The sequence below is a fragment of the Bacteroidales bacterium genome, assembly GCA_023229505.1.
Lineage (GTDB): Bacteria > Bacteroidota > Bacteroidia > Bacteroidales > JAGOPY01 > JAGOPY01.
The window spans coordinates 70,625-89,260 of sequence record JALNZD010000001.1; the positions used below are offsets into that span (position 1 = coordinate 70,625).

At 44.1% G+C, this 18,636-nt stretch carries 15 protein-coding genes; 8 read left to right on the forward strand and 7 right to left on the reverse strand.

What is annotated here, in order from left to right; genetic code table 11:
- Positions 1-26: 26 nt before the first annotated feature.
- Positions 27-3,671 (forward strand): choice-of-anchor J domain-containing protein, encoded by a 3,645-nt coding sequence (locus tag M0Q51_00270; GenBank protein ID MCK9398413.1) that lies wholly within the window; start codon positions 27-29, stop codon positions 3,669-3,671.
- A gap of 64 nt (positions 3,672-3,735) precedes the next feature.
- On the opposite strand, the gene M0Q51_00275 is transcribed toward M0Q51_00270, so the two are convergent.
- Together M0Q51_00275 and M0Q51_00280 are read right to left on the reverse strand one after the other, a co-directional pair.
- On the reverse strand, positions 3,736-3,894 hold the full coding sequence (locus M0Q51_00275; protein MCK9398414.1) for a DNA-binding protein: 159 nt from the start codon (positions 3,892-3,894) through the stop codon (positions 3,736-3,738).
- A 19-nt stretch (positions 3,895-3,913) separates the two neighbouring features.
- Positions 3,914-4,780, reverse strand: coding sequence for an SPFH domain-containing protein (locus M0Q51_00280; protein MCK9398415.1), 867 nt, complete (start codon positions 4,778-4,780; stop codon positions 3,914-3,916).
- An 87-nt stretch (positions 4,781-4,867) separates the two neighbouring features.
- Here M0Q51_00280 and M0Q51_00285 point away from each other — a divergent pair, with 87 nt between their 5' ends.
- Positions 4,868-5,620 carry a YjjG family noncanonical pyrimidine nucleotidase gene (locus M0Q51_00285; GenBank protein MCK9398416.1) on the forward strand — a complete coding sequence of 251 codons (753 nt, stop codon included), beginning with the start codon at positions 4,868-4,870 and terminating at the stop codon, positions 5,618-5,620.
- Between the two features lie 13 nt (positions 5,621-5,633).
- Here the strand turns inward: M0Q51_00285 and pyrH are convergent, their stop codons facing one another.
- On the reverse strand, positions 5,634-6,347 hold the full coding sequence (gene pyrH / locus M0Q51_00290) for a UMP kinase (GenBank protein MCK9398417.1): 714 nt from the start codon (positions 6,345-6,347) through the stop codon (positions 5,634-5,636).
- Positions 6,348-6,464: 117 nt separating this feature from the next.
- On the opposite strand from pyrH, the gene zwf reads away from it, so the two are divergent.
- The gene (gene zwf, locus M0Q51_00295; GenBank protein MCK9398418.1) at positions 6,465-7,985 is read left to right on the forward strand and encodes a glucose-6-phosphate dehydrogenase; all 1,521 of its coding nucleotides are present in this window, start codon (positions 6,465-6,467) and stop codon (positions 7,983-7,985) included.
- A complete protein-coding gene (pgl, locus tag M0Q51_00300; GenBank protein ID MCK9398419.1) occupies positions 7,985-8,740 on the forward strand; it encodes a 6-phosphogluconolactonase in 756 nt (251 codons plus the stop codon). Before zwf ends, pgl begins: the two co-directional genes overlap by 1 nt.
- Here the strand turns inward: pgl and secA are convergent.
- From secA to coaD, 3 genes are all read right to left on the reverse strand, one after another.
- Positions 8,712-12,038 (reverse strand): preprotein translocase subunit SecA, encoded by a 3,327-nt coding sequence (gene secA / locus M0Q51_00305; protein ID MCK9398420.1) that lies wholly within the window; start codon positions 12,036-12,038, stop codon positions 8,712-8,714. The genes pgl and secA overlap by 29 nt on opposite strands.
- A gap of 142 nt (positions 12,039-12,180) precedes the next feature.
- Entirely contained in the window at positions 12,181-13,560 is a 1,380-nt protein-coding gene (locus M0Q51_00310) for a redoxin family protein (protein ID MCK9398421.1), read from the reverse strand.
- Positions 13,561-13,639: 79 nt separating this feature from the next.
- Positions 13,640-14,098, reverse strand: coding sequence for a pantetheine-phosphate adenylyltransferase (gene coaD / locus M0Q51_00315; GenBank protein MCK9398422.1), 459 nt, complete (start codon positions 14,096-14,098; stop codon positions 13,640-13,642).
- Positions 14,099-14,212: 114 nt separating this feature from the next.
- On the opposite strand from coaD, the gene pyrE reads away from it, so the two are divergent.
- Complete coding sequence (pyrE, locus tag M0Q51_00320) at positions 14,213-14,854, forward strand: orotate phosphoribosyltransferase (protein MCK9398423.1); 642 nt, start codon at positions 14,213-14,215, stop codon at positions 14,852-14,854.
- On the forward strand, positions 14,842-15,249 hold the full coding sequence (locus tag M0Q51_00325) for a hypothetical protein (GenBank protein ID MCK9398424.1): 408 nt from the start codon (positions 14,842-14,844) through the stop codon (positions 15,247-15,249). The genes pyrE and M0Q51_00325 overlap by 13 nt, the downstream gene beginning before the upstream one ends.
- A gap of 10 nt (positions 15,250-15,259) precedes the next feature.
- Here M0Q51_00325 and M0Q51_00330 read toward each other — a convergent pair whose 3' ends face one another.
- Positions 15,260-16,012 carry a biotin--[acetyl-CoA-carboxylase] ligase gene (locus M0Q51_00330; GenBank protein ID MCK9398425.1) on the reverse strand — a complete coding sequence of 251 codons (753 nt, stop codon included), beginning with the start codon at positions 16,010-16,012 and terminating at the stop codon, positions 15,260-15,262.
- 146 nt (positions 16,013-16,158) lie between these two features.
- On the opposite strand from M0Q51_00330, the gene rsfS reads away from it, so the two are divergent.
- Positions 16,159-16,530 carry a ribosome silencing factor gene (gene rsfS / locus M0Q51_00335; GenBank protein ID MCK9398426.1) on the forward strand — a complete coding sequence of 124 codons (372 nt, stop codon included), beginning with the start codon at positions 16,159-16,161 and terminating at the stop codon, positions 16,528-16,530.
- A gap of 42 nt (positions 16,531-16,572) precedes the next feature.
- The gene (gene ftsH / locus M0Q51_00340; GenBank protein ID MCK9398427.1) at positions 16,573-18,621 is read left to right on the forward strand and encodes an ATP-dependent zinc metalloprotease FtsH; all 2,049 of its coding nucleotides are present in this window, start codon (positions 16,573-16,575) and stop codon (positions 18,619-18,621) included.
- Positions 18,622-18,636 lie beyond the last annotated feature (15 nt).

Here is an 18,636-nt window from a genome sequence, read left to right on the forward strand (position 1 = left end):
GTATTAACCTAAATAAATAAAGCTTTATGAGAAAACTATTACTCTTTGTAGCAGCAATGCTAATCTCGTGGGCTGCATTCCCTCAGGCTATCGCGTACTTTGACAATTTCGAGTCATATACGGCAGGACAATACCTGGCAGTGCAGTCCGATTATTGGACAACCTGGAGTAACCTCCCGGGCTCTTCTGAAGATGGATATGTCAGCACTGAAGAGGCCCTGAGCGGTGTAAATTCAGTGAAAGTGGCAGGTACTACAGACCTGTTAAAAGTAATTGGCGACAAGGTTTCCGGAAAATGGAAGGTCGAAGTGAACATGTATGTCCCGACCGGTTTTGGCGGGTATTATAACCTGCAGAAATTCTCCTCTCCGGGAGTGGAATGGGGCGTTCAGGCTTATTTCGGCGAGGATGGCAACGGTACGATCGATGCCGGTGCAGAAGGCGCGGGTGTTTTTACATTTTCCCATGATACCTGGATCAATATCGTTAATATTGTCGACCTTGACAATGACTGGGCAGAAGTTTGGATCGACGGTGTCCAGATCGTTGCCTGGCCATGGAGCCTCGGTACGTTCGGGGATCCCGGCGCCATACAGCTTGGTGGTATGAATATGTATGCCGGTGCACCCTCAGGTGACGTTTCAACCTATTATTTTGATGATGTAAAGGTGGAACAACTGATCTCTTCCTTCTATTATGATGATTTCGAATCGTATGATGTTAACAGTTTCATTGCAGTTGAAAACCCGACCTGGTGGACAACCTGGTCAAACCTGCCCGGATCAGGCGAGGATGGACAGATCGTCGAAACCTATGCCAGCAGCCCGACAAAATCAGTTGTCCTTGATGAAGTTCCCGGTGCATCCGATCTTATCCTCAAGTTGGGAGATAAGACCTCAGGGGCTTATGAAGTGAATTTCGATTTCTATGTTGAGACAGGAAAATGCGGATATTTTAACATCCAGCATTTCGAATCACCTGGTATTGAATGGGCCTATGAAGTTTATTTAAGAACAAACGGTACCGGAAAACTTTATGCCGGCAGCACGACCGCTATCACCTTTACTTATCCCAAAGATACCTGGTTCCAGGTTGTTAACCGCATTAATATCGATGGCGATATGGCTTATTTATATGTGGATGGTGTGCTGGTGCATTCCTGGCCATTCCACTATCAGGGAACCAGTACGAGTGGAACCAACCAGCTTGGCGGGGTAGACTTTTATGCCGGGGCTGAAAGCGGAAGCGGAGAAACGCCAAGGGCTTATTTTGATAACCTGGAGTTCAAACCCATTCCGGCCGAATTATATGCTGATGATTTTGAATCCTATAATATTGGAGAATTCATGGCTGTGGTTAATCCAATATGGTGGACTACCTGGTCAAATCTGCCTGGTTCAGGCGAAGATGGCGAGATTGTGGATGATTATGCCAACAGCCCGACAAAATCAGTTGTCCTTGATGAAGTTCCGGGAGCCTCTGACCTCATCCTCAAACTGGGCGACCGGATCTCCGGTTCTTACGCATTGAACTGGATGGCATATGTGGAAACCGGATATGCCGGATATTTTAACATACAGCATTTCCAGTCCCCCGGAATTGAATGGGCCTATGAAGTTTACTTCGATGAAGATGGCACCGGCAGGTTGTTTGCCGGCAGTACAACTCCATTCACTTTTGATTATCCTAAAGACACCTGGTTCTCAGTGGAAAACAATATCAACATCGATGAAGACTGGGTAACACTGACCATCGACGGGGTGATCATTTATTCCTGGCCATTCCATTTCCTATCTGACGGTACAGCCGGGACTAATCAACTGGGTGGAGTTGACTTTTATGCTGGAGCCGCCACAGGCGAAACTCCCAAGTCATATTTCGATGACATAGAGTTCCTGCAGATTTCCGGAGAACTGGATCCGGTCATTGCAGTTGATCCTACAAGCATTGCAGCCACTGCACCAGCGGGCGGTGTTGACGAAACAACGCTTAACATCACTAATGAAGGGGCGGCAGATCTGGAATACCAGGTCAGTGTGATCTATGAAGTCGCAGTACAACGGACTGATGTCATCAGTCTTGAAGGTCAGTCCAGCCCGGTCAGGACACTGGGCTACAGCGAGGTCAGTGTCGATCCGGATGCCCGCCCTGCGTCATATAACCCCCCACCGACAGATGATTTCGTACTGCATTATGATGGTGATAATTCCAATGCAATTGGATGGGGTTCAGCGCCCATCTCCCCCATTGTTGCAGCCATGTTCCCCACTAACCTTACTTTGCCCCATGCAGGGATGAAGATCAGTACGGTTGATGTTTACATTAACGATCCGGGTACCAATTTCGTTCTTAAAATTTATGATATGGGTACGAGTTATCAGCCCGGGACCTTGCTGGTTTCGCAACCATTTGCAGGACAGAGCCTCAGCTGGAATACCATTAACTTAGCCACCCCGGTCAATATCACCGGTGCTGATATCTGGGTAGGTTATCAGTTCACGCAACCCGATACTGGAATTTATATTCCAGGCGTCGATGCTGGTCCTAACGATCCTAACGGCGATTTCATTTCCACCGGTGTAGGCTGGTCGCATCTTTCCAACAATCCTGCTCTGCCATATAACTGGAATATCCGTGCTAACCTGACCGGAACCCCGATTGAGCAATGGCTCTCCGTTGCTCCTGCCTCCGGCCTGATCACCCCGGGCAACACGGATCCGCTTACGGTTACCTGTGATGCTTCCGGCCTGGATGTCGGTACCTACACGGCTACTTTGCGTGTTTTAAGCAATGACCCGGAAAATTCGCAAATTGACGTCCCGGTGACATTCGAAGTAACTGAAGGAGGTACGCCGGTGTCAGTTATCCTTGACTTTGAGGAACAGGCTGACTGGGATATGACCTTCAATCTCTGGTCAGTTGTGGATGTTGACGGTTCCAGCACTTTCCCTATCCCGGACGTTACCTTCCCGCACAGCCAGGAGCCTATGGCATTTATTGCTTTCAATCCGGCCACTACCACTCCTCCCATGACCGGTGACCCGGAAATCCAGCCCCATGGCGGTGTAAGATTCGGCGCTTGTATGGATGCTGCAGATCCTACCTTTCTGAATGATGACTGGATGATTTCCCCGCAGATTACCCTGGGAATTAATTCTTCTATCACTTTGTGGGTAAAATCCTATACGGGTGAATATGGCCTGGAGAGATACAATGTGCTCGTTTCCACTACCGATATGGACCCGGCAAGCTTTACTGCAATCTCCGGTTCTACCCCGATGGAAGCACCGACCGTATGGACCGAAGTTACTTTTGACTTAGCAGCTTATGATGGCCAGACAGTTTATGTCGCCATCCAGTGTGTTTCAGAAGATGCTCTCGCATTCATGATTGATGACGTCTCGATCGACTTCCTCGTTGGTATGCCGGAACAGTCGCAGGATGTTGAAATAGCTATCTACCCGAACCCGGTCACAGATCAACTGAATATCACATCAGGTGTTGAAATGACCCAGGTGGATATCTTCAACCAGCTCGGCCAGAAAGTTTACAGCCAGGTTGTGAAAGATACCAACTTCAATATGAATACTACCGGATTCAATGCAGGTGTCTATTTTGTCAGGATCACTACTGATGAAGGGATTGCAACGAAAAAGATCATGGTTAAATAATCATTCTTACTGATACTTAAAGAGGGTGCCTCATTTGAGAGCACCCTCTTTTTTTTCATGTGATTCAGACGGATTTTTTCTTTCTGCCCGATGTTGAAAGCGCCTGGTCGATGATCCACTCTAAATGGCCGTTAACGCTACGGAACTCATCAGCAGCCCATTTTTCTATAGCTGCATATGTATCCTGGTTCAGCCTGAGCACAAATGTCTTTTTACCAGCCATAACTTACTTTTAATTAGACCTATTGATGTAAAGTTCCGGCATTAATTACGGGTGCGGCATCCTTGTCTGAACAAAGCACGACCATCAGGTTACTGACCATGGCAGCTTTTTTATCCTCATCAAAATCGATAATATTCTTTTTTGAGAGCTGCTCTAATGCCATCTCAACCATACTGACAGCGCCTTCGACAATTTTAAAACGTGCGGCCACAATGGCTGTTGCCTGCTGTCTGCGCAACATGGCGCCGGCAATTTCGGCGGAGTAAGCCAGGTAACTTATCCTTGCCTCGATGATGTGAATTCCTGCAATTGACAGACGTTCCCTGAGCTCGTTCTCGAGAACATGATTAACTTCTTCTCCCCCGGAACGCAGGCTGATCTCGGCCTGGGCATCATCGAAGTTATCATAAGGATAATGCCCTGCTAATTTTCTTATAGCGGATTCGCTCTGGATTTCAACAAAATGACTATAATCATCGACCTCGAAAGCAGCCTTAAAAGTATTTTCGACCTTCCAGACCATTACAATCCCGATCATGATAGGATTTCCAACCTTATCATTCACTTTGATCGGTTCGCTGTCGAGGTTCCTGGCCCTGAGCGAAATCTTCTTTTTAACAAAGAAAGGATTGGCCCAGAAGAACCCATTCACTTTGATTGTGCCGGTATAATCACCGAACAACACCAGGACCATAGATTCATTGGGATTGACCACCATGAATCCAGGCATCAGAAAGACAGGAATAGCAATGAACGCGAAAATCCAGTCCTTATCCAGCGAAAAAGCCAGTGCAAATATTGCACCGAGAAGAATAAAAATGATGGCCAGGAATAGATAGCCACTTTTTGGTGAAAAATTGTTCTCTTTTTCCATTTTAATATTCATTTTAATATTATTTTGATATTGCAATAATACTACTTTTTTTATTACAAAGTCAAGTTTTTATTAAATTATTTTTTTAATGGCACGCGAATGACGCGAATTGAGCGAATTTTAATGGATTATCTTACTTTTGTCGGAATGAAATCACCATCAAAATACAAACATATTTTCATTGATCTTGATAAGACCATTTGGGATTTCGAAAGTAATTCACGCATAACGTTCCGGGAAATTTTCGAAAAATACCAACTGAGATCGCATGGAATCAGTCATTTACATAATTTTACAGAAGTTTATACGCGTATCAATGATTTGTTGTGGGGTTTATACCGGGAGAATAAAATAAAAAAAGAAGTACTAAATATCCGGCGTTTTGAATTAACCCTGCAGGAATTTGGTATCGACGACCTGATCCTGGCAACCCGGATTGCTGAAGATTACGTTACCCTTAGCCCATTAAAGACTATTCTTTTTCCGCATTCCCGTGAAGCGTTGAATTATTTGAAAATTGATTACTCACTTCATATCATCACTAACGGTTTTGAAGAAATCCAGCAGAAAAAGCTGGATGTCTGTGACCTCAGGAAGTATTTTACAACAATTACCACATCTGAAGAAGCCGGTGTAAAAAAGCCTGAAACAGGTATATTCGAACTGGCTTTGGAAAAAGCAGGAGCAAAAGCCAGCGAGAGCCTGATGATCGGTGATGATTTGCTGGTTGACATGGCCGGTGCGCGGTTAATCGGGATGGACACTTTGTATTTCAACCCTCAGCGCCATGTGCATGAACACCGCCTTGACCATGAAGTTCATTCATGGCATGAAGTGATGAAAATCCTTTAGAAATAAGGTAAATTTAATCCCTTGAAACCACGGTTCCCAATTTTTCTCCTTCAAGAAGTTTTTTAAGGTTCCCCGGTTGATTCATATTGAAAACCACGATCGGGATATTATTCTCTTCACACAGGGTAAAGGCAGTCATATCCATTATTTTCAAATCTTTCTCGTAGGCTTCGCGGAAAGTCAGCTGATCATATTTTTTGGCAGAGGGGTTCTTTTCGGGGTCTTCGGTATAAACACCATCAACACGGGTACCTTTGAGCACGGCGTCGGCACCGATTTCAACCGCCCGCAGGGCAGAAGCTGTATCGGTAGTAAAGTAAGGGTTGCCGGTTCCGCCGCTGAAAATAATCACATACCCCTTTTCCATGTAGTCAATGGCAGCTGGTCCATAGGCCATTTCCGCGATTTTCGGAATATCAAGACCCGACATGAGCTTAACCCTGACATCAAAATGCTCCAAAGCCGTCTGTAGCGCAAGACTATTGATTACCGTGGCCAGCATACCCATATAATCCCCAGTCTGCCGGTCAAAGCCTTGCAGACTACCCTTGATGCCCCGGAAAATATTGCCTCCACCGATAACGATCGCAAGTTGTATACCTTTGTGGTAAACTTCTGAGATTTCCAGGGCGTATTCTTGCAACCTGCCGGGGTCAATACCATAAGAAGCTTGTCCCATCAGGGATTCACCGCTGAGTTTAAGCAGGACTCTGTTATATTTCATGATAATAATTTCCGGTAAAGTTAATCATTCTTATTTTTCTCAGCCATATGCTATTGTAATCATTTAATTAACTTTACATTGACATGTTTGTTGATTAACCTGGATCAAATAAAAAATTATATGAACTTGCCTGATAATCAAATCCTGGTAATTTTCGGTGCATCGGGAGATTTAACGAAACGTAAACTCATTCCAGCGCTTTATTCTTTGGAAATTCAGAACTTATTACCGGAAAAATTTGCCATCGTGGGCGTAAGCCGGACCGAAACAAGTGATGATAATTTCCGCGATGCTATGAAGAAAGGGCTGCAGAAGTATTCCGGAGAGAAGGATGAAAGCAAAGCCGCAGGTTTTTTAAAAAAGATATTTTATCAGCGTGTTGATGCATCAGATGCTTCTTCTTATAAAAATCTGACAGACAAACTTTCAGAACTTCGAAAGACGTTAAATATCAATGGTAATACCATCTTCTATCTTTCAACACCTCCAAGTCTGTATGGAGTAATTCCAAAGAATCTTGCCAAAAACAAACTGAATATTCAAAATGACGGATGGAAAAGGGTAATCATTGAAAAACCTTTCGGATATGATCTGGAAAGCGCCATTGAACTGAATGCTTCATTACAAAAAGATTGGCATGAAGAGCAGCTTTACAGAATAGATCATTACCTGGGTAAGGAAACTGTACAAAATGTCCTGGTAACAAGGTTCACCAACGGCATATTCGAACCCCTATGGAACAGAAATTATGTCCACCACGTTGAAATAACTTCAGTAGAAAGCATTGGCGTGGAGAAAAGGGGTGGCTATTATGAAGGATCCGGTGCCCTGCGTGATATGATCCAAAATCATTTACTTCAGGTTGTCGGATTAATCGCTATGGAACCACCTACATCTATGCAATCCGATGCTATCAGAAACGAAACGGTAAAAGTTTTTCAATCGCTTCGTTCATTTAAAAAGTCAGAAATTATTAAATCTGCTATACGGGGACAATATCTCGCTGCTACGATTAAAGGAGAACAAATAAAAGGATATCGTCAAGAAGTTGGGGTAGATCCGAATTCCAAAACCGAAACTTACGCGGCGATAAAATTTTATATCGATAACTGGCGATGGGGCGGTGTCCCTTTTTATGTAAGAACCGGCAAGCAGTTACCCACCCGAGTGTCAGAAGCAGTGATCCACTTTAAACCTACGCCGCATTACCTGTTTTCTCAAAAAGGCGCGTTTGATTCATGTAATCAATTAGTAATAAGGATCCAGCCTGACGAAGGCATCCTGTTGAAATTCGGAATGAAGACTCCCGGGGCCGGATTTGAAGTTCAAAATGTGAATATGGACTTTCATTATTCTGATTTGTCCAATCTAAGGATTCCGGAGGCTTATGAAAGATTGCTGCTTGACAGCATGATAGGCGACACGACTTTGTATGCGAGGAGTGATGCAGTCCTGGCAACCTGGAAATTTTTGGATCCTGTTTTAAAAGCCTGGAAAAATGATAAATGCATTCCAGTTTACGGCTATCCGGCAGGGACATGGGGCCCGGAAAAGGCAGATGATTTAATCGAGGAACCTGGTATGACATGGAGATATCCTTGCAAAAACTTATCTGACGACGGAATTTATTGTGAGCTTTAATGATGAAAGAAACGATTCATATTTTTTCATCCGTCGAAAAACTTGCAGATTTCTTTGCCGGAAGAATTTCAGAAAGTATTTCAGGAACTGCCGGAGACCAGTTTTTTTACATTGCCCTGTCGGGCGGTTCGACACCCAGGGCGATCTATAAAACAATTGCAGAAAATTATAAAGATGAAATTGATTGGTCTAAAGTAATGATTTTTTGGGGGGACGAAAGATGTGTAACCCCTACGAGTGATGAAAGCAATTACAAAATGGCGTACGATAGCTTATTTAAAAATATAAATATTCCTGAATCCAATATTTACAGGATCGAAGCTGAAAAAGATCCGGCGCTTGAAGCTGAAAGGTATGCTGAAATGGTCGATTTGCTGCTCCCTCATAAAATAAATAATCCTCAATTTGATATGGTCGTACTTGGACTAGGAGAAGACGGCCATACTGCTTCAATTTTCCCTGATAATATTCATTTATTTAATTCCGAAAAACTCTTTGAAATAAGCCAGCATCCGGCTACAAAGCAAAAAAGAATTACGGCGACAGGAAGGCTCATAAACAATTCGAAAGAGGTCTGTTTCCTGGTCACCGGTGCAAGTAAAGCAGAAAGAGTATCCCAGATCCTGCAAAAGAAAGCAGGCTGGCAGGATTTACCTGCATCGCTGGTCAAGCCGACAGATGGGGAATTAATCTGGATGCTTGATGATCTGGCAGGACAAATGCTCATTAAAGAAGCTGGCAATTTCCGCGGTTGAGATCGTGTTCGATCATCTTGTATTTGGTGACCAGTATCCTGCCATCCGTGTATTGGACCTTGACTTTGTCGTTTCGGCCGATCTTGGGTATATCACGGCGTTGGGGTTCTTTGGGACGGTCAGCCTGGGTATCGCTGTGAGCCTGTGCAAGAAGGTCCCTCCTTTCTTCACGCATACGGGTGCGGTCGATTCCCCTCGGGGCCCTGGCCTCCCTGACGGAAGAGGCATCCTGGAGCGGCAGTTTTCCCCTGATCAGAAAAGTGGTAATTTCTTCGTTAATTTTCCCGATCATCTTCTTAAACAGCTCAAACGCCTCAAATTTATATATCAATAAAGGATCTTTCTGCTCATAAGCCGCATTCTGGACTGATTGTTTCAATTCGTCCATTTCCCTTAGGTGCTCCTTCCAGGCATCATCGATCATGGCAAGGGTAATCCCTTTCTCGATGGACAGGATGATCTCTTTTCCTCCGCTATCATAAGATTTTTTCAGGTTAGCAACGACGTTCATCGTCTTTATGCCATCAGTAATGGGGATAGCAATGTTTTCAAATTGCGGCTGGTTTTCATAAACATCCCGGATTACCGGATATGCCAGTTCGGCAATTCTTTTTGATTTTCCCCTGTAATGATCATAAGCTGCTTCATAAAGCCTGTCTGACATTTCTTCCACCCTTATTGAAAAGAATTCATCGGCTGTAAATGGGGATTCCAATGCCAGGTACTTCAGAAGGGCCATTTTGAAACCGTCAAAATCCTTCTCTTCAAGATATTGGTTGATCTGTTGTTCCCCAACATCATACATCATATTGGAAATGTCGACTGCCAGGCGGTCACCGAATAAAGCATGGCGGCGCTTTTTATAGATGACTTCGCGCTGTGAGTTCATCACATCGTCATACTGCAGCAATCTTTTACGGATGCCGAAGTTGTTCTCTTCCACTTTTTTCTGGGCCCGCTCGATCGATTTGGTGATCATGGAATGCTGGATCACTTCACCTTCTTTGATACCCAGCCGGTCCATGATTTTCGCAATCCTGTCAGAGCCGAACATACGCATGAGGTCATCCTCCAGTGCGACAAAAAACTGTGTTGAACCCGGGTCGCCCTGGCGGCCTGCACGACCTCTCAACTGCCGGTCAACCCGACGGGATTCGTGCCGTTCTGTTCCTATAATGGCCAATCCACCAGCATCTTTTACGCCGGGACCGAGCTTAATATCAGTACCACGTCCGGCCATATTGGTAGCAATGGTCACCGTGCCGGCTTTGCCTGCTTCGGCCACTATTTCAGCCTCTTTCTGATGTAATTTGGCATTTAATACGTTATGACGAATTTTAACCCTGGTGAGCATCCTGCTTAATAATTCCGATGTTTCGACAGAGGTTGTTCCGACAAGAGCCGGCCGTCCCTTGGCAACCAGATCTTCTATTTCCTTGATAACTGCATTGAATTTTTCCCGTTTGGTTTTGTAAACCAAATCTTCCCGGTCATCTCTTATAACCGGCCGGTTGGTAGGAATGACAACCACATCGAGTTTATATATATCCCATAGCTCACCGGCTTCGGTCTCAGCCGTACCGGTCATACCGGCCAGCTTTTTGTACATCCTGAAATAATTCTGTAAAGTAATCGTGGCGTAAGTCTGCGTAGCGGCTTCAACCTTCACGTTTTCCTTGGCTTCAAGGGCCTGGTGAAGACCGTCAGAATAACGCCGGCCCTCCATAATACGGCCGGTTTGCTCATCAACGATCTTGATCTTGTTGTCAATAATAACGTATTCTACGTCCTTCTCAAAGAGTGAGTAACCTTTGAGAAGCTGGTTAACCGTATGCACCCTTTCCGACTTGATCGAATATTCCTGCATCAGTTCTTCTTTCTTATCCCGCTTCTCCGAATCATTAAGAGAAGACTTTTCAATTTCTGCTAATTCGGAACCAATATCAGGCAGCATATAGAATTTATGATCGCCGGTATATTCGGTCAGCAGGTCAATACCTTTCTCGGTGATATCAATGGAATTATGTTGCTCATCAATAACAAAGAACAACTCATCATCGATAAGATGCATATTTTTCTGTTGCTCCTGGAGATGGAAGTTTTCCGTTTTCTGCATCAATGCTTTCATGCCTGGTTCGCTAAGGAATTTGATCAGGGCGTTATTTTTAGGCAGGCCGCGGTGAGCTCTGAAAATAAGCTCTCCTCCTTTTTTTTCATCTTCCGGTGAGGCATTTTCGGTGAGTAGCTTTTTGGCTTCAGCCAAAATTTTTGTTACAAAAGTTCGTTGGGAGGAATACAGCTTTTCAATCTGGGGCTTGTAGTTTTCAAATTCCTGCTTTTCCCCCTGTGGAGTTGGCCCCGAGATGATTAATGGTGTCCGTGCATCATCAATTAATACGGAGTCCACCTCATCAACAATAGTATAGTTATGACCCCGCTGAACCAACTCATCCGGGTTTCCGGTCATGTTATCCCTCAGGTAATCAAATCCGAACTCATTGTTGGTGCCGAATGTAATGTCCGCCAGGTAAGCATTCCGTCGGGCAGTGGAGTTAGGCTGATGTTTATCGATACAATCAACTTTAAGGCCGTGGAATTCGTATAATGTTCCCATCCACTCGGAGTCACGTTTTGCCAGGTAGTCATTGACAGTAACAATATGAACCCCTTTCCCGGGTAAGGCATTCAGATAAACAGGCAAAGTAGCAACAAGCGTTTTCCCTTCTCCTGTGCCCATTTCAGAGATCTTCCCCTGGTGGAGGACGATACCGCCTATAAGCTGAACATCATAATGCACCATATCCCAGGTGATGATGTTTCCACCGGCCAGCCATTGATTTTTATAATACGCTTTATCGCCGGAAATGTAAATGCTGTCCCTATTAGTGGCCAGTTCACGGTCCATATCGGTTGCAGTAACTTCAACCACCTCATTTTCTTTAAAACGCCGGGCCGTTTCTTTCATCACACAAAATGCTTCAGGGAGAATCTCATTTAACACGTCCTGGCTGATCCGGTAACTTTCCTTTTCATGCTTATCTATCTGTTCCCACAATTTTTCCCTTTCCATGATATCCTCTTCCGATTCGATCTGGAGTTTTATCGCTTCGATCTGGCTGATTTCTACTTCTATTCTTTCTGCAATTTTCTTGCGAAATTCAGCTGTTTTAGCTCTTAATTCATCATTGCTTAGCCGGGAAATTGCCTCATAGGAGGCTTTAGTATTAATTAGAATAGGATTGATCTCTTTAATATCGCGGGTGGACTTATCTCCGAAAATTTTCTGTAGTAGCTTCATATGCAAAGTAATTTGGCGCTAGTTTGCGCAATAATTGTTCCTTTACGCCTGTCTGAAGATTATTGACACTTTGGCAGGTAAAAATCCAGGTTTTTTCGGAACAAAATTAATCCAAATAGCCGATTTAAAAACAAAAGGGGCCTTAAATTGATCCTAATAACTTTTTTATATTTTCGCTTGGGCTTGGCGCCGGGCAGCTTATGATCTGCCCTTTATCATCTATGAGAATGAAATGAGGATAGGTGTTGGCATCATAATTTTCAAGCAATTCCAGGCTGCCCCCATATTGAAGAACCAGCCATGGCAGGTCCGCCATCTTCAGATATGCGGCAAGCTTGCCGGGATCTTTGTCGACTGAAACAGCCAAGAAAACGACCTTGTTTTTAAATTCCTCATAAATATCGGTAATCATCCCAAGTTCAGACTGGCAAGCAGGATTACCTGATTCAAAAAAAACCAGGTAAATGTATTTCCCATTGAAATCAGTGAGTCGATAATTTTTTTCATCATTGATACCGGATAAATTAAAGTCAGGCGCCGGACTTCCAGGTTGCAACCTTCTCAGCCGGACCATTATGTTATCAGTTAATTTCCGGGTTTCTGGGGAGCTGGTATTCCTGGAAATTTCATCCATGAGCAATATGATCCTGTTATGCTTGAAGCCAGAAATGTTATAAAGTTCTTTAAGCCCATCCAATAGAAGCAGTTCCCGTAATTCAACATCTTTCATGACCGGATCGGCTTTCAGCGAATCGAGTACATCAGCAGAAGAAGCATTTCCGTTGACCAGATCATAAGTTTTGTTGTAATTAAAGTATTTCCCCCCAGCGAGGAAGTATTTTTCGAAAAAAAGATGAAAAAAGTCCATATACTCGATGTTTTCATAAAGTACCGGTTTCCCGGTAAAATATTCCAGCCCGATATTATCCCTGCTTTTCAATCTGAGAAATAGTTGCATCGAAGCAGTTTTGTAACGGATATAATCCTTGAAATATGGGTTAGTTGCATTTTGAAACCGCAGGTTTATGGCTTTGATAAATGTGTCGAACATACTGCCGGCACTGCGGGATCTGACATTATCAGCATAGTTCAGCAGGAAATCATTATATAATTGATTAAAATCCTGAATGTACAAATTCAGATTATCGCTATCATCTTTTACTATTTTAATGGGTAAACCGGTCCGGTTGTAATATGAAGTTGAAATGGAAAGGTTTTTCAGCTCTATTTCGATTTCATACGACTGGCCAGGCTGGATAAACATTTCGGCCTGTTGAAATTCTATATCAAGCCAGACATATTTTATCGCATTGTTTTCAATGGTGAAATGGAACTTCTCGTCTTCTCCAATCGGGGCACTGGCCAGGGTTTCTCTCAGGTAAGAGACCTGGTCGCTGTAGGTCATCAATCTGATTGTCAAGCCTTTTCCATTTATTATTTTCCCGCTGACGCTCGATATTTCAGCCCTCAACGTCAGACCGATAAGCAAGATCAGAATGAAAGTGGCAGTTATCTTTTTCATACCATAGGTTTAATACAAAACGGTCAAATGGTTGGTTTATTCCCCGGTCAGGCGGAAGTTGTTAAAGTTGGGGCAAGCATCAGAATTTCACTACATCAGGGACAAATTGCGAAGGATCACCGCCGTTTCTCAGGATATCCCTGACTATAGATGAATTAAGTGCAGTAAATTCAGGGGTTGTCAGCAGAAAAACCGTTTCAATATCAGGGTTGAGGTTTTTATTGATCTGGCCTATGCTCCTTTCAAACTCAAAATCAGCGGAAGTCCTTAGTCCCCTAAGCAGGAACCTGGCGTTTACCCTTTTACAGAAGTCGACCGTCAGGCCCTTGTAAGACTGCACACTCACTTTAGGTTCATCCGCGAAGACAGCTTTTATCCATTTCATTCTCCGTTCAAGCGGGAAGAAGCTTTTCTTTTCCGCATTTTCTCCAATAGCAATAATAATTTGATCAAACAGCGGGATGGCCCGCAGGATGATCGACTCATGACCCTTGGTAATCGGGTCAAAGGAACCCGGGAAAACAGCAATTCGTTCCATCCCAGCAGATTTTAAGCAAAGATAAATTAAATTGACATGAAATGTAATAATGTCAACACTCATGAAGTTATGAACAATTAAAACCAATCTATCTAAACTTTTTAAATTTGCTTCATGATCTTTAATGAAGAAATTGCCAGAACGACTGCCAGGTCTCTTCTCCAGGTCAAGGCAGTCAAATTGAACCCTCACGATCCTTTCACATGGACATCAGGGATCAAATCGCCGATTTATTGTGATAATCGCATCACTTTATCATTTCACGCCATCCGGACTTACATCCGGCAGCAGCTTGTCCATATCATCCGGGAAGAATTCGGAGTGGTGGAATACATAGCAGGTGTTGCTACCGGCGGCATTGCCCAGGGAGCTCTTGTAGCCCAGGAATTCGGCATTCCGATGGTTTATGTCAGGTCTGAAAAGAAACAGCACGGGCTGGAGAATAAGATTGAAGGCAGGGTGGAGACAGGCAAGTCGGTTGTCGTTGTAGAAGACCTGGTTTCGACGGGGAGCAGCAGTCTTGCTGCGGTGCATGCCCTTACGGAAGCCGGATTTATAGTCAAAGGGATGGTTGCGATTTTCAGCTATAATCTTGACTCGGCCAAAAAGAACTTCGATGATGCCAAATGCAGGCTGATCACTTTATCGGATTACAATTCCCTGATAAATGAAGCGCTCGAAAGTAACTACATTACTGATGACGACCTTCAGTCGCTCGTGAAATGGCGTGATAATCCTGAAAAATGGGCAAAGTAGATTTCCAGAGCCATAAGGTTCAGATTCAGGTCACGGTTGAAAAAGCTTATTCATTTCTGTATGATCTGAATAATCTTCAAAAGCTTATGCCGGAGCAGATCATCAACTGGCAGTCGACCGAAGATTCCTGCTCTTTCGATATAAAAGGAATGGCCCATATTTCACTGGAAAGGGCCGAAACAATCCCGGAGCAGCTTGTCAGGATCATCTCAAAACCCGAAAATCCCATTGATCTTGAAATCAGGGGAAACCTTGAAAAACAAACAGCTGATCAAACCACTTTATGGATTGAACTTACGGCGGATTTAAGCCCTATGCTGAAATTAATGGCGTCAGGTCCAATGCAGAACCTGGTTAATATCATGGCGGATAAGCTCAAGGAAGCATCCTTTTGAATTCCTAATTTCAAATTTCAAATTTGATTTCTTTGAGATCGCATTCTATAATCTTTTCTCCAGGAATTTCGAGGATAAGCTGACCATACCGGTTTACACCGATGATTCTGGCCTGTATAGGGTTTCCTTTATAAATATACCCGGATAATTGCTGCATCCGGTATAGGAGTTTAAGATAGTCTTCATCGATTTCCTTTTTTGCGCCTTGCTTTAATTGATTTAAACGGTGTTCAATTTTAGCTAAAGTCCGGCTCAGCATTTCATCAAGATCAAATGCAGTTTCTGCCACCATCTTTAGTGAAACCGGATTTGAGGCTTCACCGGAAAATGATTCCTGATTAATATTAATGCCAATGCCGATCACGGAAAAATCAAACTGAGAGCCTTTAACTCCATTCTGTATCAGGGTGCCGGCAACCTTATGATTGCCGATATAAATATCATTTGGCCATTTGATCCGGATATCATCACGTTCAGGCAGAACTTCCCTGACGAGATCGGTAAGGCCAAGTGAAATAATTTTATTGAGGTAGAACTGGGCTTCTATGGCCAGGAATGACGGGTAGAGTAAAAAGCTGAATGTAAGGTTCCGCCCGGGCTCACTTTCCCATTTGCTGCCATCCATGCCTCTTCCTGCTGTCTGGAAATCAGAAATGACCAGTGTGCCCTCCTTAAGCTTTTCCCTGGTAAGCCAATCCATAAGAAAGCGGTTTGTGGAGTCGACTTCTGTTAATCGTGTGATTTCAGATCCAATTATTGCCATTTTTAAACAACTTGTACAAAAATACGTTTTAAGGTGTTAAGAAGCAAAGATCAGCCTTAACGTACTAATAAATAAGAGATAGGCAAAGCTATTCGATGAAAAGCATCGTAAAAAAGTTTAATTTTGCAGGGAAATAAAATATTTGAATGACACCGGACTTATATGAATCAGAAGAATTGACCAAGCTCATCGTTCAGGGCATGGAAGACACAAAAGCTAAAAACATTGTCATACTTGATTTGCAAGACATCGAACACTCCATCACTAATTATTTTGTAATTTGTCATGGCAGCTCGAAACCACAACTGGAAGCCATTGCGGGTTCCATCATCGAAAAGACGGTAAGGAATTTGAAAGCTAAACCCTGGCATAAAGAAGGCTTTGAAAACGCGGAATGGATTTTGCTGGATTACGTCGACGTCGTTGTTCACATTTTTCGGGAAGATAGAAGGGACTTTTATCAGCTTGAGAAATTATGGGCAGATGCCGCCATCACGCATCATGACTATAAAGAATAATAATCAGCTTTTTTTTAAGATCTAAAGCACAAATCGGACAGAATGGCAGAGGAGAATTTTAATTCACAGGATAAAGGGGGGAGTAATTTACCAAAAGGTAAAAATACCAGGGCTAAATTCAGTTTCTACTGGATTTATGCCGGTTTACTTTTAGTTTTTATGCTGACTTATATTGTCAACTGGGAAGGAGGGGCAGCTAAAAAGACTACCTGGGGCGAAGTGAAGGAGATGCTGGAAAATGGTGATATCAGCCGCATCCTTCTGGTCAACAAGGAATCGGCAGAAATTTTCCTTAAGCCGGAAAAGATTGATGATCCCAGGTACAAGGAAATAAAAGAGAAGGTCCCTGCCAAAGGGCCTCATTTCACGTACAACATCACTTCTCCTGAAAGTTTTGAGAGGCTGGTGATGGAAGCCCAGAAGGACATTGCTGATCCGGTATATATTGAGAACGATGTAAGGCGCAACTGGACCGGAGATATTCTGGGATGGGTTGTTCCTGTTGCCATCCTGGTCATTGTCTGGCTGGTTATCATGAGGATGATGAGCCGCAATGCCGGTGGTGCCGGAGGTCAGATCTTCAACATCGGTAAATCGAAAGCACAATTATTTGATAAGACCACCAGTGTAAGCATTAATTTTAATGATGTGGCAGGGCTTGAGGAAGCCAAGGTGGAGGTTAAAGAAGTGGTGGATTTTTTAAAGAACCCTTCAAAATATACGGGATTGGGTGGTAAAATTCCCAAGGGAGTCCTTTTGGTAGGTCCTCCGGGAACCGGAAAGACCTTGCTGGCAAAAGCCGTTGCGGGTGAGGCCCAGGTTCCGTTCTTTTCCCTTTCAGGCTCCGATTTTGTGGAAATGTTTGTGGGTGTGGGCGCTTCGAGGGTCAGGGACCTTTTTAAGCAAGCTAAAGAAAAAGCCCCCTGCATTGTATTCATCGATGAAATTGATGCCATCGGGCGTGCCAGGGGAAAGAACCAGATCACCGGCGCCAATGATGAGCGGGAAAGCACGCTGAACCAACTGCTCACCGAGATGGATGGTTTCAGCACTAACTCCGGGGTCATCATCATGGCGGCGACAAACCGGGCCGATATCCTTGACAGGGCATTGCTCCGTGCCGGCCGCTTCGATCGTCAGATCAACGTAGAACTACCCGATCTCGAAGAACGAAGGGCAATTTTCAAAGTGCACACCAAGAACCTGAAATACGACAAGGAAAATGTCGACATGGAATGGCTGGCCAGGCAGACACCCGGTTTTTCCGGCGCAGACATTGCTAATGTTGCTAATGAATCGGCCCTGATAGCCGCCAGAAACGACAAGAAAATCATCGAAAAGCAGGATTTTGTGGATGCCATCGACCGGATTATCGGTGGACTGGAACGACGAAGCAAGATTATTTCACAGGAGGAAAAGCAGGTGATCGCATTCCACGAATCCGGGCATGCATCGGTCAGCTGGTTGCTGCCGCACGCGCATCCATTAGTCAAAGTGACCATTGTCCCCCGCGGAAAAGCATTGGGCGCAGCGTGGTACCTGCCTGAAGAGAGGCAGCTCACGACTTTCGAACAGATGTTTGATGAAATGACCGCTACATTAGGCGGCAGGGCAGCGGAAGAGATCATATTCGGGAAGGTTTCAACCGGAGCCCTGAATGACCTGGAAAGGGTAACCAAACAGGCTTACAATATGGTCGTATTCTTCGGACTGAACGATAAGATCGGCAATATCAGCTATTATGATTCCACGGGGCAGCAGGAATATGCATTCCAAAAGCCTTACAGTGAAAAAACAGCGGAAGTTATTGACCATGAAATTGGAAAACTGGTCGACCAGGCCTATCGCAGAGCCGTGGAAATCCTTAGAATTAACAGGGACAAACTCGAGCATCTGGCCCGAATGCTGCTCGAAAAAGAAGTGATATTCGGCGAAGACCTGGAGCCCATCTTCGGGAAAAAGATGAAGCAGGCGGGGCATGAGATCGTTTTGATCAATATCAAATCAAACGGGAATAATACCATGTCTGAAAAAGCCGAAGATAAAACTCCAAAGAAAAGGGGCAGGAAGCCGAAGGCAGACAGAGTATAGTCGTCAGTCGTTAGT

Bases quoted from the DNA above. Each gene is read 5' to 3' on its own strand.
- coaD (MCK9398422.1), bottom strand. From the start codon at position 14,098: ATGGAACGAATTGCTGTTTTCCCGGGTTCCTTTGACCCGATTACCAAG.
- M0Q51_00270 (MCK9398413.1), top strand. From the start codon at position 27: ATGAGAAAACTATTACTCTTTGTAGCAGCAATGCTAATCTCGTGGGCT.
- pyrE (MCK9398423.1), top strand. From the start codon at position 14,213: ATGATCTTTAATGAAGAAATTGCCAGAACGACTGCCAGGTCTCTTCTC.
- M0Q51_00325 (MCK9398424.1), top strand. From the start codon at position 14,842: ATGGGCAAAGTAGATTTCCAGAGCCATAAGGTTCAGATTCAGGTCACG.
- rsfS (MCK9398426.1), top strand. From the start codon at position 16,159: ATGACACCGGACTTATATGAATCAGAAGAATTGACCAAGCTCATCGTT.
- ftsH (MCK9398427.1), top strand. From the start codon at position 16,573: ATGGCAGAGGAGAATTTTAATTCACAGGATAAAGGGGGGAGTAATTTA.
- pgl (MCK9398419.1), top strand. From the start codon at position 7,985: ATGATGAAAGAAACGATTCATATTTTTTCATCCGTCGAAAAACTTGCA.
- M0Q51_00280 (MCK9398415.1), bottom strand. From the start codon at position 4,780: ATGAATATTAAAATGGAAAAAGAGAACAATTTTTCACCAAAAAGTGGC.
- secA (MCK9398420.1), bottom strand. From the start codon at position 12,038: ATGAAGCTACTACAGAAAATTTTCGGAGATAAGTCCACCCGCGATATT.
- M0Q51_00285 (MCK9398416.1), top strand. From the start codon at position 4,868: ATGACGCGAATTGAGCGAATTTTAATGGATTATCTTACTTTTGTCGGA.
- M0Q51_00310 (MCK9398421.1), bottom strand. From the start codon at position 13,560: ATGAAAAAGATAACTGCCACTTTCATTCTGATCTTGCTTATCGGTCTG.
- M0Q51_00330 (MCK9398425.1), bottom strand. From the start codon at position 16,012: ATGGCAATAATTGGATCTGAAATCACACGATTAACAGAAGTCGACTCC.
- M0Q51_00275 (MCK9398414.1), bottom strand. From the start codon at position 3,894: ATGGCTGGTAAAAAGACATTTGTGCTCAGGCTGAACCAGGATACATAT.
- zwf (MCK9398418.1), top strand. From the start codon at position 6,465: ATGAACTTGCCTGATAATCAAATCCTGGTAATTTTCGGTGCATCGGGA.